Raw genomic sequence first — 23,639 nt, 5'->3', positions numbered from 1 at the left:
GAGGAAACGTGACCTCGCACCACGACAGGCAGCCCGACGGCGCCGGTACCGTCCCGGCCACCAAGAAGGACTTCGAGGAACGGGTCAAGGCACTCATCAAGGCTGCCAAAGACGAGCAGTACAAGCGCATTGGCCCGCTTGAGGTGGAGGCTGCCCGGCACAAGGAGGCGCTGACCGGAGTCAACGCCGAAGTCAACGCTCTCAAAGGGGAGATCACTCTCATGGCCGGCTCGTTCAAGGGTCTGGAGAGCAACGTCCGCGTGTACGGCAAAGACGTGAACCTGTACGAGATGATGCGGAATTGGCGGAAGAACCTGGACCCCGCAGACATGCGGGACGACATCGATGCGCTCAAGAGGCAGATGGCCGCCATCCGGACCAGGGCCGCTGCCACGCCGCCCGCCCAGCGCGCCAACTTCGGCAACACCGGAACCTTCAGCGAAGCGGCCGCCCAGATCAACCGCCTCGAGGCGCGCATCAACAGCCTCGTCCGCTCCCTCGGATGACGGGCCCATAAGCCCGCAGGAGACAGCCCATGTCACTCGTACAAGCCCTCAACCGCTCCGCCTCCGGTTTCCGCGGCCTGCGGACCAACGCCGGGCAGGCCGAGTCCGGGGTCGGCAAGCTGCGGGCGACCGTGCAGCAGGCGGACCGGGCCGTCGGCCGGATCAAGGGCGGGCTCGACCGCACGGCCAGTTCCTTCCGCGGAGTCAAGACGCAGGCGGACGCCGCGGCCCGCAGCGCCCGGCAGGCCGACCGGGCCATGGACGGAGCCGGGAAGTCGGCCACGCGCGGCGGCGGGCTCATGGGGCGGATGAAGACGGGCCTCCAGGGTGTCACCACCGCTCAAAAGGGCCTGAACACCGCCATGAAGGCGAACATCTTCGGCGCGATCATGGCGCTGCTGCTCCCACTGATCACCAAGCTCATCGACATGGCGATGCAGTCCAAGACCGTGCAGCGCATCGTGCGGACGGCGTTCCGGATCATCGGGCAGGTGATCGGTACGACGATGCGGGCGGCCCGGCAGGTCGTGACGGCCACCTGGAACGGCATCAAGGTCGCCTTCCAGGTCGTCCTGAGGGTGATCTGGACCGTCGTGAAGACGTACTTCACGATCTACAAGACCATCATCACGATCGTGATCCGCGCGGTCCTGGCGGTGATCAGACCGGCGCTGAACTTCCTCCGGGAGCGCATCCCGGCCGCGTTCCGTGCCGTACGTGACGGCCTGCACCGGGCCTGGAACGGCCTGGCGAACTTCACCAAGGGCGTCTTCAACAGCGTACTGAGCGCCGTGAAGGGGCCCATCAACGCGGTGATCGGCCTGGTGAACTCGGCGATCCGGGCGCTCAACAAGGTGAAGGTGACCATCCCGGGCTGGGTTCCGCCACCCTTCGGCGGCAAGTCCTTCGGCGTCAACCTCCCGACGATCCCCACCCTCGCACAGGGCGGCATCGTGCTGCCGCGCACCGGTGGCACGCTCGCCCTGCTCGGCGAGGCGGGGCAGGCCGAGGCCGTGCTGCCGCTGAACAGGCTGGAGGCGCTGCTCGCGCGGGGCGCGCGGCCGGGCGCGGGGCCGGTCCGCGCGCTGGGGCCGCAGCAGCGCGGCGGCGGTGTGGTGATCGAGAACTACTACGAGGCACGCGGCGGCAGCGCCCGGCAGACCGCGGAGGACCTGATGTTCCTGATGAAGGCCAGGGGCTGATGCCCTGATGAAGGCCAGGGGCGGGGTGGGGAGCGGATGACCACAGGGGCGGGGCGCGGATGACCACAGGGACGCGGATGACCACAGGGATGGAGTACGGACCCGGCGTGTCCGGCGCGGCGGATGTCGTCGCCGCCGAGCCCGGGACGCTGATCAACAAGGACGGGCAGGTGCAGTGGGCGGAGCTGCTGCTCGGCCCCGACACCGTCTACTGGGTCGCCGCCGAGGGCCTCACCGGCTGGGAGGAGCTGCCGGGCCTGGAGTCGTCCGACGCCAACCGTCCCGCGGGACACGGCGGCTGGCCGGGCACCCAGTGGGCGCAGCCCCGCACCGTCACCGCACAGCTGTGGCTCGCGCCCGACCCGGACGGCGGTCCCGAAGCGGCCCTCGCCGCCCTGCGCGCGCTGCGCTCCGCCACCGCGATCCGGGACGAGGAGGAGTGGCTCGCGGTGCGCCTGTACGGCGAGACGCTGGCCGTCAAGGCGCGGATCACCCAGCGCGTGGTGCCCACGGACCGGCAGTTCCTCGCGAGCCGGCTCGCCAAGGTGACGCTCCAGTGGAAGGCCATGGACCCGCGGCGCTACGAGAGCGTCGCACGCCGCGCCACGATCGGTCTTCCGCGCCGGGAGCCGGGCCTGACCTGGCCGCTGACCTGGCCGTTGAAATGGGGGACTCCAGGTGCCATCGGCGAGGCGACGGTGGAGAACACGGGCAGCGCCCCCACCCACCCGCTGATCACCTTCACCGGGCCGTGTGTCGGCCCGCGCCTGGCCAACCACGACGACGGCACCTGGCTGGAGTACCGCCTGCCCCTGTCGCCCGGCGATGTGCTGGAGGTCGACACGGCCGAAGGCTCCGTGGTGTTGAACGGGACCGCGTCACGCCGCCACACCGCGGTCGTCGGCAGTGTCCCCGAGGAATTGTTCACCCTGGCTCCCGGTGCCTCCCGGCTGTCCTTCCGGGCCGAGTCCGGTGACGTGGCGCTGGCGTCGGCCACCGTCGCCTGGCGCTCGGCCGAGTGGTGAGCGACCGACCCATCGACCGGCGATCTTGGAGAGTTCCATGACGACACGTTCCGCATGGCATCTGCCCACCGGACAGACCCGGGAGGACACCCGGCTCGCCATGAGCCTCGGAATGGCCTCCTTCGGGCCGCTGACCGCCCGCGGCGGCTGCGCCGTGGGCGGGCTCCAGCTGACCGGCACCGCGGCCACCAGCATGCAGGCCCGTCTGTCCCCCGGCAGGCTGTGGGTGCCCGGTGCCTCCGCGGCCGCGCAGGGCGGCTACCCGGTCACCGTGGACGCCGACGCGCAGCTCCTCTTCGCCGACGGCCATGCGACGCTGCCGCGCATCGACGCGCTCGTGGTGCGGGTGTACGACGCGGACTACGACGCTTCGGGCCGCTACGAGGCCGTCCTGGAGATCGTCCAGGGCACCCCGGCGAGCGCGCCGGTGCCGCCCGTGCTGCCGAAGAACGCCGAGCTGCTGTACGAGGTGTCGGTACGGGCGGGCGCCTCCACGGTGCAGGGCATCACGTGGGCGACGGCCATCGCCGACCGGCGTCGCTACACGGCCGCGCTCGGTGGCATCCTGCCCGCCGGGGGTGGCCACGGCGCGCGGGGCGGTTACGTCGGCGAGTACCGGGACGTCAACGGACGCCTTGAGCGCTGGGACGGCGCCCGGTGGCTGCTGTACACACCGAACGCCATGCTCAAGCACACCCCCGACCGTGGGTTCACCACCTCCGCGACCTACACCGAAACCCTCACCGACGTCGTCTCCAACCCCTTCGGCCTCACCTTCGTCGCACCGGCGTCGGGCTGGGTGCACATCGCCATCGGCGCCCATATGTGGGGCGCGGGCGGAAAAGAGGCGTTCATGTCGGTGAATGTGCGTCCCGCGGCGGGCGGCACCCCCTTGCTCAGCGCCACCGACGACCGGGCGGCCTCCCACAACGGGGCCGGTTCGGCCTCCACGTGCAGCAACTTCCCGCTCGGCCCGCTCACCGCGGGCACCTCGTACACCGCCATCGCCGCCTTCAGGTCGGGCACCGCAGGTAACGAGGCCTCCTTCGACAACCTCTTCGTCCGCGTCGACCCGGTGGTCTGACCCCGATGGACAGCCCCTACCTCGCCGTCTTCGCCGACCTGCGCACCAACGACCCCATCGACGTCCTTCCCCTGCAGGGCCTGGAGTTCGACGACTACATCGGCAAACCGGGCTCCCTCAGCGCCACCCTGCCGGTGCCCAACCGGCGGATGGCCCGGCGTGTCAGGGAGCTCGTGGAGGGCCGTACCGCCGTCTACCTCGAACGCGGCGACCAGGTGTGCTGGGGCGGCATCGTGTGGACGCTCACCCCGGCCATGGACGAGCAGGGCATGGTCACCGTCGCCCTCCAGGCCGCCACCTTCGACTCGTACGCGGGCCGCCGCCACATCCGGCGGCGCCTCACGTACACGGACACCGACGACCTGACCATCGTACGAGGTCTCTGGGAGCACATCCAGGCGGTGCCCGGCGGTGACATCGGCGTCGGCTTCGCGCCCGCGCCACCGGGGACCCGGCGCACGGTGACGTACCTGGACGGCGACGAGACGCTGGTGGAGGAGGCGATCTCGCAACTGGCCGCCATGGAACCGGGCTTCGAGTATCTCGTGAGCGTCCACCGCGACCCGTCGACCGGCCAGCGCGCCAAACGGCTGCTGTTCGGCGTCCCGCGCATCCAGGTCGGCGAGGGCACCACGGTCCTGGACCTGCCGGGTGACATCCTCACGTACTCCTTCCCCCGGGACGCGACCCGCGGCGGCACCACCGCGCGGGCCCGCGGAGGCACCCCCGAAGGCGCGGAGCGCCCCGTCATCTCGGACGAACACGTGGCGCACGCCCTCATCGACGCCGGTTTCCCGCGCCTGGACACCACGTCCGACCACAGCAACGTCACCGACAAGGCCGCACTCGACGCGCTGGCCCGCACCGAACTCGCCGCGCTCGGCGGGCCGGTCGTGATCCCCGCCGTCCGGGTCCGCCTCGACGCGGACACCACGCCCTCACTCCTCGGGGCGACCGTCCGGCTGCGCATTCACGACGTGTGGTTCAGCGAGGGCCTGGACGCGTCGTACCGCGTCATCGGAGTCAAGGTCACCGCCCCCGAGCGGGGCCGCGCGGAGACGGCGGAACTCTTCCTCGAAGGCATGGAGGCCCTCTGATGCCGAATCTTCCCGAGGACATCGTGGACCGCGTCAAGAGCCTGGAACGGCAGGTACGGCAGCTGACCACGTACATCAACACGCGCGCTGCGGCCCCCGCGGGAACGGCGGGCGCCGCGACCGGCGATCAGGGCGATCAGGGCGATCAGGATGATCAGACCGGGCAGGGGCAGACCAGACAGGAGGAGTGAGCCGCCGCTCGTCGCCCACCTCCCGAAGAAGCGTCCCGGCCGGTGATTCCTTCGCCGTGCTCGACCGGCCGTCTTTGTGCTCGACCGGCCGTCCTTTGGGGGCCCAAGGGCCTTCTCACCCAGCCCAGATGGGCCCCTTCCCGCGCCGGGCGCACGCTCCCGACGGTGCGAGAACGTGGCTATACGCTTACCGGATGGGATGAATCCGACCGGGTGTGGTTGGAATGTCATTGCCGTCGGGCACGTCCCCGTCAGCGGTTCTCGCCGTTGAGAGGGGACACGCATGACGAGTCACGCCACCGAAGCCGGACTACAGTGCATCCTCGACGAAGCGCTGCACGCCGCAGGTACAGGCGGGCGCTGGAGGGTCGACACGGACGAGATGTGGTGCCATGTCGCCCACGTCGCGCCGGCGTCCGGGCCGCGGCGCGAGCAGGGCTGGAAGCTGCACCTGTCGGCAACGGTCGCCTCCGCGCCGACGGTCCTGGCAAGAGCTCTGGACGTGCTGCTGGGGGAGGAGTCGGCGTTCAAGTTCGCCCGGTCGACCGACCAGGTGAGCGCGCTCAATGCCCGCGCCACGCCCCGCGGCAGCTCGGGCAAGTTCATCACCGTCTACCCACGTTCCGACGCCGACGCCGCCCGGATCGCCCAGGAGTTGCACGGGGCCACGGCGGGGCTGGCCGGCCCTCGGATCCTGTCCGACCAGCCCTACGCCGAACACAGCCTGGTGCATTACCGGTACGGCTCATTCGTCGGCCGACGGCGGCTGGCGGACACCGGCCTGCTGGTGTGGTTCATCGAGGACCCCGACGGCAATCCCGTGGAGGACAAACGCACCGGCCAGTATTCTCCGCCCCCTTGGGCGGTCAGCCCGTTCCCCGCCGCGGTGCCTGTGCCGCCGCGTACCGCGGATGCGGCAAGCGGCCCGGTGGTGATCGGCGGCCGCTTCGCGGTGCGGGAGGCGATCCGGCACACGAACAAGGGCGGCGTCTACCGGGGCACCGACGTCCGCACGGGCGCCTCCGTGGTGATCAAGGAGGCACGGCCGCACGTGGAGGCCGACGCCCGCGGCCGCGATGTCCGTGACTGGCTGCGCACCGAGGCCCGGACGCTGGAGAAGCTCAAGGGCCTGGGGCTGGCTCCACAGCCGCTGGCGCTTTTCGAACATGGCGGCCACCTGTTCCTGGCCCAGGAGCAGGTCCCCGGTATCGCCCTGCGTACCTGGGTCGTCGAGCACTTCCGCGATGTCGGAGGCGAGCGCTACCGCGCCGACGCACTGGCCATGGTCGGACGCCTGGTGGACCTGGTCGCGGCGGCTCACGCCCACGGCTACGTCCTCAGGGACTTCACACCCGGCAACGTCATGGTCCGCCCGGACGGCGAACTACGCCTGATCGACCTGGAACTCGCCGTCCTGGAGGACGACTCCCCTCTGCCGACCCGCCTGGGGACCCCGGGGTTCAGTGCGCCTGAACGGCTGACCGACGCACCTGTATCCCCGACGGCCGACTACTACAGCCTCGGCGCCACCGCGTGCTTCGTCCTGACCGGGAAGGTGCCGAACCTGCTGCCCGAGGAGCCTGCCACGAGGGCCGCGGAACAGCGGCTCACCACCTGGCTGACCACCTGCGCCGGGCCGCTGCGCCTGCCGCACGGCCTGGCGGACATGGTCCTCGCGCTGATGAAGGACGATCCCGCCGAGCGCTGGAACCCGCCCAGGGCTCGCGAGGCTCTCCGGCAGGCCGTCTCGGCGCGACCGTCATACGGCGCCGCCGCCCGCCCGGCACGGGACGACGAGCCTCACGATCAGGTGGCCCCGCTTGTGGACCACCTCATCGACTCGATGACCCCGGAGAGTGATCGACGGCTGTGGCCCGTGTCCACTGCGGCCGGGGAGAGCGACCCCTGCACCGTGCAGCAGGGCGCGGCCGGCGTCCTGGCCGTACTGACGCGGTACTTCGAACGCACAGGCGACCCCCGTCTGCCCGAGCTGATCTCCACCGCGGGCCATTGGATCGCACGCCGCACCGACACCGACTCGACGCGCCCCGGCCTGCATTTCGGAGGCCGTGGAACGGCATGGGCTCTGTACGACGCCGGACGTGCCGTCGAGGACCGTCGGCTCACCGACCACGCACTTGCCCTGGCCCTGGCACCACAACAGTCGACGGCCAGCCACGACATCACCCACGGCACCGCGGGCAGCGGACTCGCCGCCCTCCACCTGTGGCACCGCACCCGTGACCCGCTCTTCGCCGAACTGGCCGTCGACGCCGCCGATCGGCTGGTCGCCGCCGCCCAGCATGACCGATCCGGAGTCAGCTGGGCGGTTCCCGCCGAAGCCGTGGCCCCGGCGGCCGGCAAACGCTTCCTCGGCTTCGCCCACGGAACGGCCGGCATCGGCTGTTTCCTCCTCGCCGCCGCGCTCGTCTCACGGCACCCCAGGCACATGGAGCTGGCCGTGGAGGCCGGCGAGCAACTGATGGCCCACGCCGTACTCACCGGCGCGGCGGCCCACTGGCCCACCCTGGCCACGGACGCCCCCACGGCTCCGTACTGGTGCCACGGCGCCTCGGGCATCGGCACCTTCCTCATCCAGCTGTGGCAGGTCACCGGCGACGACCGGTTCCGTGACCTCGCCCACCGCAGTACGCACGCCGTGACCGAACACGCCTCCCGTGCCACTCTCACCCAGTGCCACGGACTGGCGGGCAACGGTGACTTCCTCCTCGACATGGCCGCGGCCACGGAGGAGCCCGCCTACCGCGCCATGGCCGAAGACCTGGCCCGCCTCATCCTCTCCGAGCGAGCCCACCGCCACGGCCACATGGTCTTTCCCAACGAGTACGGGGACGTGTCCACCAGCTGGAGCGACGGATCCGCCGGAATTCTGGCCTTCCTTCTCCGGCTCCGCCACGCCGAACCCCGGCACTGGATGGTCCAGCTGCCGGCCTGAGCGGCAGAACCTCTGCCGCCGCTCCGCACAAAGAAGGAGAAACCCATGGAAAACCAGGACATCGAACTGCTGGCCCGGCTCCACGCCCTTCCCGAGACGGACCCCGTCGACATCGACGGAACGCCGTTCGCCGCCACCTGCCAATGCATGGGGCTCCTGACGCTCCTGGAAACCCTCTGCCTGGGCATCACCTGCTAGGCGGTTCCGCTGGTACGACCATCCGGTCGGCGGCTGTCGCCAACAGCCGCCGACCGGTGCGACGGCCGGGTCTCGGACGCGGCCGTCCGCGGCTTCGCTTCGCATGCGTACCGCCACCTCCACAACCGCGCTGAAATCCACCGCCCTGCGAGCGGCCACTCGCTGCGCGCCGGCGGGATGACTCGCGTATCCCTCGACCTGTAAGGCTGACGAGACGACATGAGCCCCATGGCCCTGCGCCCACGCATCCGTACCACTGCGACCGCCGAGGAAACGGCCCCGCTCAGCCGGCGCACCGGCACCGACCGGCAGACGAGCCAGGCTGCCGACCCAGCCCCCATCACCGCGATTGTGGCGGGTCACCGCTGGACCGGACCGGGTCCGACCACAGGCAGCTGCACGCCGGTGACGGCCGTCGCACCCGAGCAGTTCTCATGACAGCCCCCATCACCAGGCCGCACGCCGCACACACGCCCTCTGAGCCCGCGTACGCCATCCGCACTCGCGGGCTGGGCAAGAGCTATCCGGGTCCTCGGGGCACCATCACCCACGCCGTACGCGACCTGGACCTGGACGTGCCACAGGGCGAAACCTTCGCCTTCCTCGGCCCCAACGGCGCCGGGAAGTCCACCACCATCGCCCTGCTGTGCGCCCTGGCCCGCCCCACCGCCGGACGCGCCACGGTGGCCGGCGCGAACGTCCTCACCCACCCCCGCCAGGTACGGCGGCAGATCGGCATGCTCTTCCAGCACAGCGCCATGGACCCGGATCTGACAGCCGACCAGAATCTCCACATCCACGCACGCCTCTACGGGCTGCGCCGCCGCTACGCCCGCCGACGCGCCATCGAGGTACTGGAGATGGTCGGTCTGACCGACCGGCGGCACTGCCCGGTACGCACCCTGTCGGGCGGCATGCGACGCCGCCTGGAAATCGCCCGGGGACTGCTGCACGCCCCCCGGGTGCTGTTCCTCGACGAGCCGACCACCGGGCTCGACCCCCACGCCCGCGCCCAGGTCTGGCAGCATCTGCGCACACTGCGCGACCAGCATGGCAGCACGCTCTTCGTCACCACCCACTATCTGGACGAGGCGGAGAACTGCGACCGCATCGCCATCATCGACCGCGGCCGCCTGGTGGCACAGGGCACACCCTTTGCTCTCAAGACCGCGAGCGGAGACGACCGGGTGACGGTGCACACCAGCGACGACAGGACGGCACAACAGGTGGTGCGCCAGATGGCGCCGTCGGACCGCGTCGTCACCGTGGACGCGAACGGCATCTGCCTGCGGGCGCCCGACGGCAGCGCCTTCATCCCACGCCTGTGCGCGGCACTGGAAGGCCAGGGCATCGCGGTGCACGCCGCGTCCGCCACCCCGCCCACGCTCGACGACGTCTTCTTCCACCACACCGGACGCAGTCTCCGCGTCGCCCACCCCGGCCAGGGACCGACCGTCCCTGGCTCGTGCGACAGGGCGGCGGAAGTCGGCGGCGGCCGATGACCGCTCCCACCCACGAGACCTCAGCCATCTCCGGCAGTGAACGGCTGGCCGCCCTGCGGCGCGAGCTGCGCGCGATCCACGCCCTGGTCTACCGCGACCTGCTGCGCCTGGCCGGACAGCGCACCCAGACGGCACTGATGCTGCTCCACCCCGCGCTCTACCTGCTGATCCTGGGGGGCGGACTCGCCGACCTCATCCCCAACGCCTCCCTGGGCGTCGGCTACCAGACCTACCTCTTCCCCGGAATGCTGATGATGACGGTGCAGATGCCGGCCATCACCGTCGGCGTCCGCCTCATGACCGACCGGGAAAGAGGCTACCTGCGCGAACTCCTGATGGCCCCGGTCAGCCGCTCCACGCTGCTCCTGGGGAGCTGCACCGGCGGCACCCTGGTCGCCACGGCCCAGGGCGCTGTACTGCTCGGCCTGGCCGGGGCCGTCGGCCTGCCCTTCGACCCACTCCTGCTGGTGCTGCTCCTCGTCTGCATGATCCTGGCCTCCTTCACCCTCACCGCCCTGGCTCTGGCCCTGGCCGTGAGCCTGCGCAGCGCCGAGACATTCCACATGCTGCTCGGCCTGGTGATGATGCCGCTGCTGTTCCTCTCCGGCGCCTTCTTCCCGCTGCAGAGCATGCCCGGCTGGATCCACGCACTGGCCGGAGTCAATCCACTGGCCTACGGAGTGGACCTGCTCCGCCGCTGCATCGCCCTACGGCTACCGGACAAGGCTGCCACCGGCGGCATCACATGGGGCGACTGGCAACCCCCGCTGCCCCTCGAAGCCGCCGTTCTCCTGACCATGGGCGCAACAGCCCTCCTGTGGGCAGCTCACCGCTTCAACCGCCCCGAGTGACACACCAAACGAGTCGGTGAAAGCGCGCCGGTCAGCCGGTCAGGCGGTCGATTTCCTGCGGGTCGAGGCCGGTCAGCTGGGCGATGCGCTGCACGGGTATCCCCGCGGTCAGGGCCCGATGCACCAGAGCCTCCCGGTCCTGGGTCGTCTCCCGGAATTCGAGCAGTTCGCCCTCCATGTCCGTGACGGCCTGAGGCGCGCACTCCTGCTGGACCCGCAGCGCCTCCTCCTCGCTCAACGGCACCGGCAGCCGCTCGGCGTCCTCCGGGATGAGCGTCTCCGCCTCGGCGGGCAGGATCCTGACCTGTTCCGAGGACGCGGAGACCTCGTGAGCCTGCAACCAGCCGTGCACGGCAGGGGTTTCCGTGCATTCGAGGGCGCCGACGGCGGCGAGGGCCGCTCCCCGTCGAGGGTGCCGGTGAGGAAGGAGGAACAGGTATGCGTCATCGGCCATCGCGGAAAATCGCCTTCTCGTTCGGACGTGATCGGACGTGATCGGACGTGTGCGGAGGTGTATGGACGTCAGCCGGGCACCGATATGTGAGGCCCAGGGAAACAGGTTCCCGGTGGTCGGCCGGTTCACTCAAAGCTTGCGACCCGACCTCCTCGCCCCGCCATGCGAACGACCGCCCTCGTCGCCGCCGCCACAAAAGCGGCGATCGCCGGATGGGCACCGCCGCCCGCGCGGAACGCGACCTTCGAGCGACGGAACAACGGCAGCTTCGTGAGCACCACGCCCGAGGGGCTCGGCACGGCGGCCATCTCCGGCACGAAACCGGCCCCTTGTCCGGCGGCGACCAGAGCCAGCACGGTGCGGAAGTCGTTGACCTGGTGACGGATCCTGGGCTGGAACCCGGCGGCCTGGCAGGCGCGTACGGCCATGGCGTGACCGGTCGTGCCGTCCCGCGCGGTGATCCACGGAACCTCGGCGAAGGGCCCGAGCAGCGCTGCCAGCGTGTCACCGTGGCCGGAGTCCGCGGTCGCGGTCGCAGCAGTCGCGGTCGCGGTCGCGCTCGCTTCCGTGCCCATGGCCTCGCTCGTCGCAGGGGTGACGAGGTACATCGGCTCTTCGAGCAGGGGCACCTCGTCCACGGTCGTATCCGGGGTCGCGGGCACGAAGTCGTAGTCATGGACGAGGGCCACGTCCAGCTCGCCGGCCCGCAGACCGTCGGAGACGCGCGCGGAGTCGATCTCCCGCACCATCGGCTCCAAGGCGGAATTCCCGCGCGCCAGTTCGGCCAGCGCGGCGGGAACTATGGTGTGGCCGCCGGAGGGGAACGTCCCGATACGCAGCGGCCCGCCGATGCCCTCCCGCGCGCCGGCCAGCTCGGCGACCGCCTGTTCGAGGCGGTTCAGCACCGCGTCGGCATGCGCGACGAGGGAGCGGCCCGCGGGCGTGAGGATCACGCGCCTTCCGCTGCGTTCCAGCAAGGGCACGCCCGCCTCCCTCTCCAGCACCCCGAGCTGCTGGGAGACGGCGGACGCGGTGAAGGTCAGCGCTTCGGCCACGGCGGCGATGGTGCCCCGCCGGTCCAGTTCGCGGAGCAGATGAAGACGACGGACATCGAGCATAAGTTCAGCTTAGGTGTGAAGGCAGAAATCAGAAATGGATCTACCGGGTTGGTGTGGGCCAGAGTTGGAGCATGAACCCCGAACCGCTCTTCAACGGCCTGTACGTCCCTCTGGTGACTCCGTTCACCGACGATCTGCGCCTGGCTCCCGACGCGCTGACCCGACTCGCCGACGAGGCGCTGTCGACCGGCGCCTCCGGGCTCGTCGCCCTCGGTACGACAGCCGAAACCGCCACGTTGACGGCGGACGAGAGAGAGACGGTGGTACGCGTCTGCTCGGCCGCCTGCCGGGCACACGGGGCACCTCTCATCGTCGGGGTCGGCACCAACGACACCGCCGCCGCCATCACGTCGCTGCGAGAGCTGGCGGCCAAGGGTGACGTCGCCGCCGCGCTGGTTCCCGCGCCGCCGTACATCCGCCCCGGAGAAGCGGGGACCCTGGCGCATTTCACCGCGCTGGCCGAGCACGGCGGCCTTCCTCTGATCGTGTACGACATTCCCTACCGCACCGGGCAGACTCTCGGCGCCGACACGATCACCGCGCTCGGCCGCCTGCCGGGGGTCGTCGGCATCAAGCACGCGACCGGCGCGATCGACGCGACCACCATAGAGTTGCTCGACTCGCCCCTGCCCGGCTTCGCCGTGCTCGGCGGTGACGACATCGTCCTCTCGCCGCTCGTCGCGGCGGGCGCCCACGGCGGAATCGTCGCGTCGGCCAATGTGCGCACAGCCGACTACGCCGAAATGATCGCGCTGTGGCGACGCGGCTCCGCCGCACCCGCCCGCAGCCTCGGAGCTGAGCTGGCCCGACTGTCCGCCGCACTCTTCACCGAACCGAACCCGACGGTGATCAAGGGAGTCCTCCACGCTCAGAACCGCATCCCCAGCCCGGCCGTTCGCATGCCGCTGCTGGCGGCCTCCGCCGATTCGGTCCGCCGAGCGGCACTCCTGGCCGAGAGCTGCACACAGCCATCAAGTCGCAGTTCGCGCCCTTTCCCGCGGAAGTCTGTCCTCACGGTGTGAGGGAGGTCACGATCTGACGCATTCTCCGTTCGGACCGGAGGATCGGTCAGGCGAAGCTCCCATGACACGAACTGTTCCGCATGCGCCCGTGCTCATAGCAAGCCCCTCCGTCAAGTTCTCCAGCGCTCCACAGCGCCCACCCCTGCGGCACCTCGGCACCCCTTCCCTGCGTACGTCGCGGTCCGGCACCAGGTGGCGGGCCCGTGAACGGCCCGTGGCTGGCCCTGGGAACCGACTGGTTCGATCTGCACCTCGCCGAGGTACGCAAGCACGACCTGCCGTGGGTCGAGGAGGGCGGCCTGAGCCTGTTCAACCTCGTCCTGCTGCACCTGGGCACCGAGTTCGCGGACGCCATGGACGAGAGCGAGCGCCGCAACCCCGACTTCCGCAACATTCTCGCGGCGATGCGGGGCGGGCTCACCTGCCGACCGGCGGTTTCATGCTCGGCTTCGTCAACCCGCCCGAGCGGCCCGGGGTCAAGCCGTACATCGAGTCGCTGGAGCAGATCGAGAAGACCATCGACTACGCCGTCACGCTCATGGACGGCTGGTCGCACGAGAAGGCGACCATGGCCACCGACCAGTGGAGCGCCGAGGACATCGAGCGGATGCGTCTGGAACTCCTCGTGCGGGCCAACGGCGCCGACAAGGTGGTGGAAATGGTCCGCCGCGGGACCTGGCCGGTGGACGCCTGACCCGGCCGGGCTCAGCCCCCGCGCGGCGGCGGGTCCGGCTCAGCCTTGGCGGCGCGCCACTCGCAGGGCGTCCACCGAGGCCAGCGCGGCGCCCCCGGCGATCAGCACGCCGGCGACGGCGACGGGCCGGCTCGCGTCGGCCCGCCCGGTCGCGACGAGCAGCGCGGTGGACGACAGCGGGGCGAAGTACGAGAGAAGTACGAGAACCTGCCGAGAAGTTGGTTGTCGCCGTGCTTGGTGCCGTGGTCCCAGACGTAGAAGGCGCCGCCGACCGGGCCGAGGCCCAGGGCGAGCACGGCGAGCCACTGCCGGCCGTCGGGCCCGACGGTGGTTTCGAACAGCAGATGGCAGACGGCGGCGAGCGCCGCCGTGGCCAGGCAGAAGAACGCGACCATGTCCGTGGGGACCGCGCATAGCGGCGGTTGGCCACCGAGTACGTCGACCACACCAGCGCGCAGACGAGGGCCGCCACGTACCCGAGCAGGTACTCACCGCGAAGGTGGAGACCCTGGCCGCCGGTGACCAGGACGAAGGTGCCGCCGAGCCCGAGCAGCGCGCCGCGGTGTGCCACCAGCGCAGCCGCTCGCCGGGCAGCAGGGCGGAGAACCTGACGATCAGCAGCGGCCACAGATAGGCGATGAGGCCGGCGTCCACGGCGGGCGCGTTGCGCAGGGCCACGAAGTAGAAGAAGTGGTAGCCGAACAGGCCAGTTGGTAACAGCACGTCAGGCTGCGGCTACCGGGACATGGCAGGGCGCGTCCCGAGAGCAGCCGTGCTTTCCGGACAGCCATGCGGGCCGCCGGGTCTCGCATAGTGGTCACTCTCTGGACCTGAGGGCCGGTCGCTGTGTTTACATGCGCGTAATGCTTGAGCGGCGCCCCTTACCGGATCGCCGGTGACAGCCGCGCCAGCCGTACCAGTTGCGCCAGAAAGGGCCCCTTTGACCACGCGACCCGATACGAAGACAGCGCTGCCGGCGCTCTCGCAGCTGCTCACTGAGATCGAACACCGCAACCCGGCCCAGCCGGAGTTCCACCAGGCCGCCCGCGAGGTACTGGAGACGCTGGCGCCGGTCATCGCGGCTCGCCCCGAGTACGCCGAAGCCGGACTGATCGAGCGACTGTGCGAACCGGAGCGGCAGATCGTCTTCCGAGTGCCGTGGCAGGACGACCGCGGTCGTGTGCGGGTCAACCGCGGCTTTCGGGTGGAGTTCAACAGCGCGCTCGGCCCGTACAAGGGCGGCCTGCGCTTCCACCCGTCGGTGAACCTCGGCGTCATCAAGTTCCTGGGCTTCGAGCAGATCTTCAAGAACGCGCTGACGGGCCTCGGCATCGGCGGCGGCAAGGGCGGCAGCGACTTCGACCCGCGCGGCCGCAGCGACACGGAAGTCATGCGTTTCTGCCAGTCGTTCATGACGGAGCTGTACCGGCACATCGGCGAGCACACGGACGTGCCCGCGGGTGACATCGGCGTCGGCGGCCGGGAGATCGGCTACCTGTTCGGCCAGTACCGGCGCATCACCAACCGCTGGGAGGCGGGCGTCCTCACGGGCAAGGGCCAGAACTGGGGCGGCTCCCTGATCCGCCCGGAGGCGACCGGATACGGCAACGTCCTCTTCACGGCGGCGATGCTGCGCGAGCGCGGCGAGGCCCTCGAAGGGCGGACGGCGGTCGTCTCCGGCTCCGGGAACGTCGCCATCCACACCATCCAGAAGCTGGCCGCGCTGGGCGCCAACGCCGTGACGTGTTCGGATTCCTCCGGCTACGTGGTCGACGAGAAGGGCATCGACCTGGACCTCCTCAAGCAGGTCAAGGAGGTCGAACGCGCCCGGGTGGACACCTACGCCCAGCGCCGCGGTGGCTCGGCCCGCTTCGTGCCGGGCAGGCGGGTCTGGGAGGTGCCGGCCGACATCGCGCTGCCGTCGGCCACGCAGAACGAGCTGGACGGCGACGATGCCACCGTCCTGATCCGCAACGGCGTGAAGGCGGTCTCGGAGGGCGCCAACATGCCGACGACCCCCGACGCCGTACGCCTGTTCCAGCAGGCGGGTGTCTCTTTCGGGCCCGGCAAGGCGGCCAACGCGGGCGGCGTCGCGGTCAGCGCGTTGGAGATGGCCCAGAACCACGCCCGTACGTCGTGGTCGGCGGAGCGCGTCGAGGAGGAACTGGCGCGCATCATGAACGACATCCACCGCACGTGCCACGAAACCGCCGAGCGCTATGGCGCCCCGGGGGACTACGTGACGGGCGCGAACATCGCCGGCTTCGAGCGGGTGGCGGACGCGATGTCCGCCCAGGGCGTCATCTGACCCGAAGCTCCGCGACGGAGACGCCCAGCCGGTCGGCCACGGAGGTGAGCGCGGGTCCCAGCGGCAGCGCGACCCGTGTGACGGCGTAACGGTCGCCCCGGGTGGCATCCCGGTTGACGATCACCACTGGTTTGGCGGCCTCGGCCGCCTGGCGGACGAACCGCAGCCCCGACATCACCGTCAGCGAGGAGCCGAGGACCAGAAGTGAAGCCGCCTCACGGACCGATTCGCGGCAGCGCTCGACCCGCTCGGGCGGAACCGTCTCCCCGAAGAACACCACGTCCGGCTTGAGGATGCCGCCGCAGACCGTGCAGGGCAGCACGTGGAAGTCTCCGACCTGTTCGTCGGACAGGTCGGCGTCGCCGTCCGGGTTGATGCCGGCGGCCACCGGCGCATAGCCCGGATTGGCCTCCTCCAGCCGCTGAGCCAGCTCACGGCGCCCGCTGAAGGTGCCGCAGGACAGGCAGACGACCCGGTCCAGGCTTCCGTGGAGTTCCACGGCGTCCCCGCTGCCCGCGGCCTGGTGCAGCCCGTCGACGTTCTGCGTGATCACACCGGCGAGCAGGCCGTGCCGCTCGAACGCGGCCACGGCCCGGTGCCCGGCATTGGGCCGGGCCCGGCCGAAGGTGCGCCAGCCGAGGTGACTGCGCGCCCAGTACCGACGCCGGGCCTCATGGTCGGCGGTGAACTCCTGGTAGGTCATCGGGGTGTGCCGACTCAGGCTTCCGCCCTCGCCCCGGTAGTCAGGAATGCCCGACTCCGTGGAGATGCCCGCCCCGCTGAGCACCAGCACACCACCGGCGCCCAGCACATCGACGACCGGCCCCGGATCGGTCGTACCCGGCGGCAGATCCTCGGCAGGAGTCCAGCTCAGAGTAGGGCGCATACGCATGCCGCCAGGGTACGGAACAGTGGGGACGAGGAAGGGCACCGACGTCCAAGGCGGCGTGCTGCCGCTCCATCCACCCCCGAGGGGCGGGCCCACACAGCCCTGGAAGGCGTGACCGCCACAGCCCCAGCCCAACCCATCGCCCACCACACCCGTGGGGACCCGGCGTAATCCGGGAGGAGAGGGAGACCCGGCGTACCCCCTCGAAGGGCCGCCGGACGCGCCCCCGCGCCGAGTCGGCCGTAGCGTTTCTGCCATGTGCTGGAGCGCGACGGCCGATCTTGTGGCGGGCACGGGCATCGCCGCCGTGGGGGTCACCAGTGTGATCCTCGCGGCCAGGCGGCCCCGTGACCTGCCGCTGGCCGCGCTTCCGCTCCTCCTCGGCGCCCACCAGATCGTCGAGTCCGCGGTCTGGCGCAACGACGGCGGCACGGGGCCCGCCACCGTCGCCTGGGCGGCGATCGCGCTCCCGCTGCTCGCGCTGTGGGTTCCGGTGGGTGTGCTGTGCGCGGCGCCGCCGAGCGCCCGCCGCCTGCTGATCCCACTCGCCGCGGGGGCCGCGACGGCGGCGGCGCTCGCATACGTACTGGCGACCCGCACCGTGACGGCCGATATCCGGGGTCACACGGTCGGCTACTCCCTCGGTCTGCCGCGACCGGAGCTGATCGTCGCCGGCTACCTGCTCGCCACCGTCGGCTCCCTGCTTCTGTCCGGCGACCGCGGCCTCGTCCTGTTCGGCGTGCTGGTCGCGGCCGGGGCCGTGGTGTCCGTGGCGCTGTGGCGCCAGGAGTACATCTCCACGTGGTGCGCGTTCGCCGCCGTGTGCTCGGTGGTCCTGCTGCTCTGGGTCAGAAGGCGCCGTCCCCCGGTTCCACGGCCCTCAGGGCGAGGCTGCCGGGCAACGTGAACCAGACCCCGATCGGCACCCGAGCGAGTCTTGGGCCAGGTGCCGTCAGTCCTGCGCGGCGGGCTCGAACACCGCCGCGTGGACCGCCTCGAACAGCGCCGTCACGTCCGGGCCGGTGAGCCCCGCCCACCGCGCCCGACGCATCCACTCCGTCAGCGCGGAGCGGAGGTGGGCGAGCAGGACTTCCTCCAGGCTCGGCTCGGAGACCTCCCAGTCCGGGGCGAGCAGGACGAGTTCGTCGGTGTCGCCGGCCATCCGGAGCCGGCCGTCCGGAGCCGGCCGTCCGCGACGACAAGGAGGTACAGGAGGTAGTCGCACATGTCCTCCAGCTCGGCCAGCATGTGGGAGGACATCACCACCGTCGTGCCCCGCTCGACGGCCTCGGACAGCAGCAGGGAACTCATCTCGTCCCGGGCCGGCGGGTCCAGACCGGCCATCGGTTCGTCGAGCAGCAGAAGATCGTACGATCCGCTCCGCCGCGGCCATGTCCCAGCCGGGGTTGAACTCGGCGCCCATCCGCAGCGTCTCGGCCACGGTGAACCACTTGAACAGCGGCTCGTCCTGAGAGAGGAACGCGTACCGGGGCATCGCGGCCGGATCGTGCCGGGCAAGCGCTACGGACGCGGCTGGGCGCTGCGCGACTGCTCCTTCCGGCTGCCCGCCGGGCGGATCTGCGGTCTTGTCGGCCCCAGCGGCGCGGGAAAGGGAACCCTGCGTCTTCGGTGTGCCGGTGGAGTTCTGGGCGGGCCGACCTGTCATTCTTTTGGTGCAGTTGATCCGGTTTTCGAACAAGCTCTACGCTTCTGGGCGGACCAACGGCTGGTGCCGGACGCGGACGCTGCGGGGGTGGCGAGGGCATGACCTGTGCCGAAGACGCCTGCCGGAGCCGGGGCCGGGGGCAGCCGTGACCGTGCCGCCGCCCGAGGACCCCGAGGACGGAGCCGGGCAGGCGTTGCTCGGGCGGGACGACTTCCTGCGCTCGGTGCGCGCTCAGTTGGAGCGGGCGAGTGAGGGCCAAGGCGGTCTGCTGCTGATCGCCGGTGAGGCCGGGATCGGCAAGACGACGCTCACCGGGCGCGCGGTCCACGAGGCGGGGCGCGGCGGCATGGCCGTGCTGCGCGGGTCGTGCTGGGGCGCCGACGGCACCCCCGGGTACTGGCCCTGGACGCAGGTCATACGGGGCCTGCGCAGGTCCTTGCGGGCAGAGGCGTGGGAGGCCGCGTCGGAGGCTGCCAGTGTGGTGTGGCAGGTGCTGCTGGGCGGCGGGGGCAAGGCGGAGGAGGTGGGCCAGTTCGAGCTGTTCGACGCGGTCACGACCATGCTGGTCACCGCCGCGCAGCACCGGCCGGTGCTGGTCGTGCTGGAGGACGTGCACTGGGCCGACACGGCGTCGGTCGCCCTCCTGGAGTTCGCGGCCCAGCACGTGTCGCTGGAGCGGGTGCTGATCGTGGCGACATGCAGGCTCGTGGAGGTCGAGCGGCCGGACCACCCGCTGCGTGACCGGCTTCGATCGCTGGTGACCCGGGCCACGACGCTCACGCTGACGGGGCTGGAAGCCACCGATGTCGCCGAACTGATGCGCCGTACGGCGGGGAGCGCACCGGACGGCGCACTCGTGGCCGAGGTGCTGCGCCGGACGGGCGGCAACCCCTTCTTCGTCCAGGAGACAGCGCGCCTGTGGGCGGGCGGTCACGAAGTGAGTGGGATGTCACCGGGCCAGTACGCCTCTCTCCGGCAGAGACTGCACCTGCTGGACGGCGCCGTGGCGGACTGCCTGGGTGCGGCGTCCGTACTGGGACGGCGATTCCGCACCGACACACTGGCGAGCGTCATGGGTGCCTCGCCCCAAGAGGTGCGCGGGTGGCTGGCGCAGGCCGCGGACGCCCAACTGGTGGCACACGAGCGCTCAGGGGAGACCCTCTTCAAGCATGACCTCGTACGAGAGACGCTGTACGGCGGCCTGGACGCGCAGCTCGTACGCCGACTGCACGCGGCCGCCGTAGGCGCGCTGCGGAGCACGACGACCGTCCAGGACGCGACGCTTCCGGTGGAGTTGGCCCGCCATGCCCATTTCGCCTTCGAGGAGCTGGACCGCGACGAGGCCGTGGACCTGCTGCTGTCCGCGGCGCGGCATGCGGAGAGCCGCATGGCGCATGAGGAGGCGGCGGGTCACTACGAACGCGCTGTGGACCGCCTCGGTGACGCGGCCCCGGCGCGGCGGGTTCTAGTCGGGCTCCACTTCGGGACGGCACTCCAGTTGTCCGGTGAACACGAACGTTCCTGGCGGATCTTCGCCGACGCGGCCGACCTGGCGAGGGGGCTGGGCGATCCGCTGCTGCTGGGGCGGACCGCGCTGACTCTGTACGGCTCCGACGGGCGGGGCGACACCGCGCTTCTGAAGCCACGCGTTTTGCGCTGGGCGTACGACCAACAGCGCGCCGTTTCCGACGACTCGTCGCCGACAGCGTCACCGACGGCATCGGCGTCAGCGTCGGCAACCGAAGTGACGCTGTCGCAGACCTCCCTGGCCCGGCGGGTGGCGGCCGCGGTGGTCGCCGGGGCCCGCGTGGCGGGCGACGACGACACATTGCACATCGGGCTGTGGGCGCGACTGCAGTCGGAGTCGGGACCGCGGGCCGTGGGCGACCGGCGGGCTCTGGCGGCAGAGCTCGTCGCGGTGTCCCGGCGCCGCGGCGACCGGTGGACGGAGCATGTGGCGATGTCCATGCGCTGGGTCGCCGCGCTCGAATCGGGCGACCCGCGGTTCATGGAGGACTTCCACGCCATGGTGGCCCTGGGCGCCGCCGACGGGTCGGCCCGCCTGCGGCTGCACACCGTGATCGACCGCAGCATCGTCCACGCCATGACCGGCAGGTTCGCCGAGGCGACAGAGCTGCTCGAAGCCTCGGAGTCCATGAACGCCCAAGGCGCCAACTACTACCGCTACTTCGTCTCCCACCACCGATGGAGCCTGCTCGTACTGCGGGGCAGATTCACCGAGGCGAGGCGGTTGCTGGATGTGCTGCGGACCCAACAGCATCCGTACGTCGACCTCGTCGAGGCCCTGACCGACCTGGAAGCCGGCGAACGCCAGGGCGTGCCCGTCCCCCGGCCGGGGGCGGGCGCCGGCGGTGACACGGTGCTCCATCGCAGCGTCACCCCGCTGTGGCTGCGCTACCAGGCCCAGGCTGCCGCCGCGTCGGGCGACCCGGCGTGGTGCGACGATGCCCGCGCCGCGCTGGCCCCGTACACCGGCCAGTGGCTGGTCTCCCTCTTCGGGTGGGACATCAGCGGCCCGGCGGCTCTCTGGGCGGGCATCCTCGACGCCGCGCAGCAGCGGTGGGACTCCGCCGTGCGGCATCTCACCGAGGCACACCGGGCGGCCGACCGGCTGCACGCGCCGCCCTGGTCACTGCGGGCCCGTCTCGAACTGGCCCTCGCGCTCTCGGCGCGGGGCACCGACGACGAGCGGTACGTGGCCACCCTGCTCAGCGAGGCGGCGTCACAGGCGCGCGAACTCGGCATGCCGCATCTGCTCGCCCGCGTCGAGCATGTGGGCGCACACCACCTGAGCGCGCGGCCCGGCCAGGACGGCTCGTCCCACGCGTACGAGTTCCGCCGCGACGGCGAGGTGTGGCGGCTGGCGTACGGGGGACGCACCGTGCACATGCCCGACGCGAAAGGTCTGCGCGACGTGCACTGCCTGCTGACCCTGCCCGGCCAGGACATCGCGGCCGTCCGGCTGCTGAACCCGGACGACGACACCGTCGCCACCGTGCAGGGCGTGGGGGCCGACGAGGTGCTGGACGCCGAGGCCCGCAGCCGGTACCGCCGTCATCTGGAGCGGCTGGAGGCGGAGATCGACCGGGCGACCGAGCAGGGGGACGACCGACGCGCGGCCGCCTACGACCAGGAGCGCGCCGAACTGCTGGAGGAGCTGCGCCGCTACGCGGGCCTCGGAGGCCGACCGCGCCGCCTGGGCGACTCGCGCGAACGCGCCCGCAAGAACGTCACCGCCCGCATGCGCGACACGTTGCGCAAATTGGACCAGCTGCATCCCGAGCTGGCGGCCCACCTGCGCCGCACTCTCTCCACCGGCACGATGTGCCGCTACACCCCCGAGCAGGATCTCCGATGGAAGCTGTGACCAGCTTGACTACTGTGACTCGCCAGGTGCGCGCGGCCGGGTCACAGCGGTTGCCAGTCGTGCCAGGTGCTGCCGGGCTGGTGCTGCCAGCGGTGGTGGACGCCGCCGGGGTTGTTCGCGAAGATCTCCAGTCGGCCGTCGCGGTTGCGCAGGGCCTGGATGAAGTAGCCCCCGCCGCCGAAGTCCTGCCAGGTGCGCCAGGCACCGGAAGCGTCGACCTGGTAGTTGTGCTGGAGGAGGTCGTCGTTCATGGCGAACGCCTCAATGCGCTCGTCATGCGACTCCACCACGGCAAGACGCGCACCCGCCGGACCACCCAACGGTCGCCAGTCATGCCAGTCACCGGCCGGCAGGTTCTGCCAACGGTGGTGCACACCGGTCGAGTTGGTGGCGAATGCCTCCAGCCGTCCGTCACGGTTCTTCGCCACCGCCAGGTGCTCACCACCCAGGCCGAAGTCGACCCACTGCCGCCAGGTCCCCGACAGATCGGTCTGACACGTATGACGGAAGATGTCATCGGTCAGAGCGAACACCTCGATGCGTCCGTCCGACGCGGACCCGACAGCCAGCCGCGCGCTCTCAGGACCGCCCAACGGCCGCCAGTCATGCCACGTCCCGCTTGGCGTGTCGTGCCAACGATGGTGCACCCCGCCGGCGTTGGAGGCGAAGACCTCCAACCGGCCGTCATGGTTGCGCCCCACTGCCAGATGATCCCCACCACCACCGAACGCATACCAGTCAGCCCACTCTCCGGACACCTTCGCCTGGTACCGATGGACGAACGTGTCCGCGTTCATGGCGAACAACTCCAACCGCCCATCGGGCGCGGCCGACAACGCGATCGTCGCCGACGCCGGTCCACCGAAGGCCCGCCAACCCGACCACGTACCACCCGGCTGATGCTGATACGTGTGGTAGATCTGGTCAACCGCCGCATGGAACACCTCCACGCGGCCGTCCGCGGACATCCCCACCGCCAACCGCTGCCGCCGATCCGGCACCACCGGGCCTTTCCACCAGCTGGTCTGCTTGCGGGCGCCGGCCCACGAGAAGCTGAAGTGGATGTGGTTGGTGTGCGGGTTGGCGCCCCGATACGGCTGCCAGCCGGCGTCCGGGCGATTGGCCATCCAGATGCGCCGGTTCCAGATCATGTACATGATGCCGAAGCGGCGGGCGAGGGCGTGCGGGTTGCCGTGCCGGTCGGTGGCGTGCAGCCAGTTGATCAGGTCGTCGGCCAGCTGCCCCTGACCCTGCACGTTCACGCCCCAGTCCCAGGCCCGGCCCTCCTTGTGCTCGCTCTGGCCTCCGCTGCCGCAGGCCCTGCTGATGCCCATGTTGGTCGTACCGGGATAGGCGGCGAGCACCAGGTCGCGGAAGCCGAGCAGGCCGGGCTTGGCGTCGGGGTCGCAGTCGCGCTGCGGTTCGTAGGGCGCGTAGGGGTCGATGTCAGGACCGAAATCGGGTGCGGTGGGTGCCATGTCCGGCTCC

The 23,639-nt window shown here is 70.9% G+C and carries 21 protein-coding genes and 1 pseudogene; 16 read left to right on the top strand and 6 right to left on the bottom strand.

Annotated features, from left to right (window positions below):
- Window positions 1–8 precede the first annotated feature (8 nt).
- The 10 genes from ACWDVB_RS30680 (at window position 9) to ACWDVB_RS30635 (ending at window position 10,612) form a co-directional block, all read left to right on the top strand.
- The gene (locus ACWDVB_RS30680) at window positions 9–506 is read left to right on the top strand and encodes a hypothetical protein (RefSeq protein WP_451516580.1); all 498 of its coding nucleotides are present in this window, start codon (window positions 9–11) and stop codon (window positions 504–506) included.
- A gap of 29 nt (window positions 507–535) precedes the next feature.
- Window positions 536–1,708 (top strand): hypothetical protein, encoded by a 1,173-nt coding sequence (locus tag ACWDVB_RS30675; protein ID WP_451516579.1) that lies wholly within the window; start codon window positions 536–538, stop codon window positions 1,706–1,708.
- Window positions 1,709–1,797: 89 nt separating this feature from the next.
- Window positions 1,798–2,733 carry a phage distal tail protein gene (locus ACWDVB_RS30670; protein WP_451516612.1) on the top strand — a complete coding sequence of 312 codons (936 nt, stop codon included), beginning with the start codon at window positions 1,798–1,800 and terminating at the stop codon, window positions 2,731–2,733.
- Between the two features lie 37 nt (window positions 2,734–2,770).
- A complete protein-coding gene (locus ACWDVB_RS30665) occupies window positions 2,771–3,817 on the top strand; it encodes a hypothetical protein (protein ID WP_451516578.1) in 1,047 nt (348 codons plus the stop codon).
- 5 nt (window positions 3,818–3,822) lie between these two features.
- Window positions 3,823–4,914, top strand: coding sequence for a hypothetical protein (locus tag ACWDVB_RS30660; protein ID WP_451516577.1), 1,092 nt, complete (start codon window positions 3,823–3,825; stop codon window positions 4,912–4,914).
- Complete coding sequence (locus tag ACWDVB_RS30655; protein WP_451516576.1) at window positions 4,914–5,105, top strand: hypothetical protein; 192 nt, start codon at window positions 4,914–4,916, stop codon at window positions 5,103–5,105. The genes ACWDVB_RS30660 and ACWDVB_RS30655 overlap by 1 nt, the downstream gene beginning before the upstream one ends.
- 283 nt (window positions 5,106–5,388) lie before the next feature.
- The gene (gene lanL / locus ACWDVB_RS30650) at window positions 5,389–8,061 is read left to right on the top strand and encodes a class IV lanthionine synthetase LanL (RefSeq protein ID WP_451516575.1); all 2,673 of its coding nucleotides are present in this window, start codon (window positions 5,389–5,391) and stop codon (window positions 8,059–8,061) included.
- A 45-nt stretch (window positions 8,062–8,106) separates the two neighbouring features.
- On the top strand, window positions 8,107–8,259 hold the full coding sequence (locus ACWDVB_RS30645) for a VenA family class IV lanthipeptide (RefSeq protein ID WP_451516574.1): 153 nt from the start codon (window positions 8,107–8,109) through the stop codon (window positions 8,257–8,259).
- Between the two features lie 434 nt (window positions 8,260–8,693).
- Window positions 8,694–9,761: an ATP-binding cassette domain-containing protein gene (locus tag ACWDVB_RS30640; protein ID WP_451516573.1), complete on the top strand. Its 1,068-nt coding sequence runs from the start codon at window positions 8,694–8,696 to the stop codon at window positions 9,759–9,761.
- The gene (locus ACWDVB_RS30635) at window positions 9,758–10,612 is read left to right on the top strand and encodes an ABC transporter permease (RefSeq protein ID WP_451516572.1); all 855 of its coding nucleotides are present in this window, start codon (window positions 9,758–9,760) and stop codon (window positions 10,610–10,612) included. Before ACWDVB_RS30640 ends, ACWDVB_RS30635 begins: the two co-directional genes overlap by 4 nt.
- A gap of 31 nt (window positions 10,613–10,643) precedes the next feature.
- On the opposite strand, the gene ACWDVB_RS30630 is transcribed toward ACWDVB_RS30635, so the two are convergent.
- Both ACWDVB_RS30630 and ACWDVB_RS30625 read right to left on the bottom strand, forming a co-directional pair.
- Window positions 10,644–11,066: a DUF6003 family protein gene (locus tag ACWDVB_RS30630; RefSeq protein WP_451516571.1), complete on the bottom strand. Its 423-nt coding sequence runs from the start codon at window positions 11,064–11,066 to the stop codon at window positions 10,644–10,646.
- Window positions 11,067–11,191: 125 nt separating this feature from the next.
- Window positions 11,192–12,184 (bottom strand): LysR family transcriptional regulator, encoded by a 993-nt coding sequence (locus ACWDVB_RS30625; protein ID WP_451516570.1) that lies wholly within the window; start codon window positions 12,182–12,184, stop codon window positions 11,192–11,194.
- 71 nt (window positions 12,185–12,255) lie between these two features.
- Between ACWDVB_RS30625 and ACWDVB_RS30620 the strand changes: the two genes are divergently transcribed.
- On the top strand, window positions 12,256–13,206 hold the full coding sequence (locus ACWDVB_RS30620; RefSeq protein ID WP_451516569.1) for a 4-hydroxy-tetrahydrodipicolinate synthase family protein: 951 nt from the start codon (window positions 12,256–12,258) through the stop codon (window positions 13,204–13,206).
- A gap of 439 nt (window positions 13,207–13,645) precedes the next feature.
- Window positions 13,646–13,900, top strand: a complete 255-nt coding sequence (locus tag ACWDVB_RS30615; RefSeq protein ID WP_451516568.1) for a hypothetical protein — start codon at window positions 13,646–13,648, stop codon at window positions 13,898–13,900.
- Between the two features lie 101 nt (window positions 13,901–14,001).
- Here ACWDVB_RS30615 and ACWDVB_RS30610 read toward each other — a convergent pair whose 3' ends face one another.
- On the bottom strand, window positions 14,002–14,295 hold the full coding sequence (locus tag ACWDVB_RS30610) for a hypothetical protein (protein WP_451516567.1): 294 nt from the start codon (window positions 14,293–14,295) through the stop codon (window positions 14,002–14,004).
- Between the two features lie 104 nt (window positions 14,296–14,399).
- On the opposite strand from ACWDVB_RS30610, the gene ACWDVB_RS30605 reads away from it, so the two are divergent.
- Together ACWDVB_RS30605 and gdhA are read left to right on the top strand one after the other, a co-directional pair.
- Window positions 14,400–14,534, top strand: a complete 135-nt coding sequence (locus tag ACWDVB_RS30605) for a hypothetical protein (RefSeq protein ID WP_451516566.1) — start codon at window positions 14,400–14,402, stop codon at window positions 14,532–14,534.
- 306 nt (window positions 14,535–14,840) lie between these two features.
- A complete protein-coding gene (gene gdhA, locus ACWDVB_RS30600) occupies window positions 14,841–16,208 on the top strand; it encodes an NADP-specific glutamate dehydrogenase (protein ID WP_451516565.1) in 1,368 nt (455 codons plus the stop codon).
- Here gdhA and ACWDVB_RS30595 read toward each other — a convergent pair.
- On the bottom strand, window positions 16,201–17,100 hold the full coding sequence (locus tag ACWDVB_RS30595) for an NAD-dependent protein deacetylase (protein ID WP_451516564.1): 900 nt from the start codon (window positions 17,098–17,100) through the stop codon (window positions 16,201–16,203). The genes gdhA and ACWDVB_RS30595 overlap by 8 nt on opposite strands.
- Before the next feature lie 253 nt (window positions 17,101–17,353).
- Between ACWDVB_RS30595 and ACWDVB_RS30590 the strand changes: the two genes are divergently transcribed.
- Window positions 17,354–18,004: a DUF6629 family protein gene (locus ACWDVB_RS30590; protein ID WP_451516563.1), complete on the top strand. Its 651-nt coding sequence runs from the start codon at window positions 17,354–17,356 to the stop codon at window positions 18,002–18,004.
- Between the two features lie 159 nt (window positions 18,005–18,163).
- On the opposite strand, the pseudogene ACWDVB_RS30585 reads toward ACWDVB_RS30590, so the two are convergent.
- A pseudogene (locus ACWDVB_RS30585) lies at window positions 18,164–18,604 on the bottom strand (ABC transporter ATP-binding protein); the annotation flags it as partial.
- A 304-nt stretch (window positions 18,605–18,908) separates the two neighbouring features.
- Between ACWDVB_RS30585 and ACWDVB_RS30580 the strand changes: the two are divergent.
- Window positions 18,909–22,151 (top strand): ATP-binding protein, encoded by a 3,243-nt coding sequence (locus ACWDVB_RS30580; protein ID WP_451516562.1) that lies wholly within the window; start codon window positions 18,909–18,911, stop codon window positions 22,149–22,151.
- Between the two features lie 41 nt (window positions 22,152–22,192).
- Here the strand turns inward: ACWDVB_RS30580 and ACWDVB_RS30575 are convergent, their stop codons facing one another.
- Complete coding sequence (locus tag ACWDVB_RS30575) at window positions 22,193–23,629, bottom strand: hypothetical protein (protein ID WP_451516561.1); 1,437 nt, start codon at window positions 23,627–23,629, stop codon at window positions 22,193–22,195.
- Between the last annotated feature and the right edge of the window lie 10 nt (window positions 23,630–23,639).

This window comes from Streptomyces sp. NPDC003379, from assembly GCF_053589195.1.
The sequence above is the reverse complement of the archived record's forward strand: the minus strand, read 5'-3'. Positions and strand labels throughout refer to the sequence as shown.

Excerpts from the sequence above, each read along its gene's own strand:
- lanL (WP_451516575.1), top strand. The coding sequence starts at position 5,389 with ATGACGAGTCACGCCACCGAAGCCGGACTACAGTGCATCCTCGACGAA.
- ACWDVB_RS30635 (WP_451516572.1), top strand. The coding sequence starts at position 9,758 with ATGACCGCTCCCACCCACGAGACCTCAGCCATCTCCGGCAGTGAACGG.
- ACWDVB_RS30595 (WP_451516564.1), bottom strand. The coding sequence starts at position 17,100 with ATGCGTATGCGCCCTACTCTGAGCTGGACTCCTGCCGAGGATCTGCCG.
- ACWDVB_RS30575 (WP_451516561.1), bottom strand. The coding sequence starts at position 23,629 with ATGGCACCCACCGCACCCGATTTCGGTCCTGACATCGACCCCTACGCG.
- ACWDVB_RS30620 (WP_451516569.1), top strand. The coding sequence starts at position 12,256 with ATGAACCCCGAACCGCTCTTCAACGGCCTGTACGTCCCTCTGGTGACT.
- ACWDVB_RS30665 (WP_451516578.1), top strand. The coding sequence starts at position 2,771 with ATGACGACACGTTCCGCATGGCATCTGCCCACCGGACAGACCCGGGAG.
- ACWDVB_RS30630 (WP_451516571.1), bottom strand. The coding sequence starts at position 11,066 with ATGGCCGATGACGCATACCTGTTCCTCCTTCCTCACCGGCACCCTCGA.
- ACWDVB_RS30655 (WP_451516576.1), top strand. The coding sequence starts at position 4,914 with ATGCCGAATCTTCCCGAGGACATCGTGGACCGCGTCAAGAGCCTGGAA.
- ACWDVB_RS30610 (WP_451516567.1), bottom strand. The coding sequence starts at position 14,295 with ATGGTCGCGTTCTTCTGCCTGGCCACGGCGGCGCTCGCCGCCGTCTGC.
- ACWDVB_RS30590 (WP_451516563.1), top strand. The coding sequence starts at position 17,354 with ATGTGCTGGAGCGCGACGGCCGATCTTGTGGCGGGCACGGGCATCGCC.
- ACWDVB_RS30640 (WP_451516573.1), top strand. The coding sequence starts at position 8,694 with ATGACAGCCCCCATCACCAGGCCGCACGCCGCACACACGCCCTCTGAG.
- ACWDVB_RS30670 (WP_451516612.1), top strand. The coding sequence starts at position 1,798 with ATGGAGTACGGACCCGGCGTGTCCGGCGCGGCGGATGTCGTCGCCGCC.
- ACWDVB_RS30660 (WP_451516577.1), top strand. The coding sequence starts at position 3,823 with ATGGACAGCCCCTACCTCGCCGTCTTCGCCGACCTGCGCACCAACGAC.
- ACWDVB_RS30675 (WP_451516579.1), top strand. The coding sequence starts at position 536 with ATGTCACTCGTACAAGCCCTCAACCGCTCCGCCTCCGGTTTCCGCGGC.
- ACWDVB_RS30625 (WP_451516570.1), bottom strand. The coding sequence starts at position 12,184 with ATGCTCGATGTCCGTCGTCTTCATCTGCTCCGCGAACTGGACCGGCGG.
- ACWDVB_RS30615 (WP_451516568.1), top strand. The coding sequence starts at position 13,646 with ATGCTCGGCTTCGTCAACCCGCCCGAGCGGCCCGGGGTCAAGCCGTAC.
- ACWDVB_RS30645 (WP_451516574.1), top strand. The coding sequence starts at position 8,107 with ATGGAAAACCAGGACATCGAACTGCTGGCCCGGCTCCACGCCCTTCCC.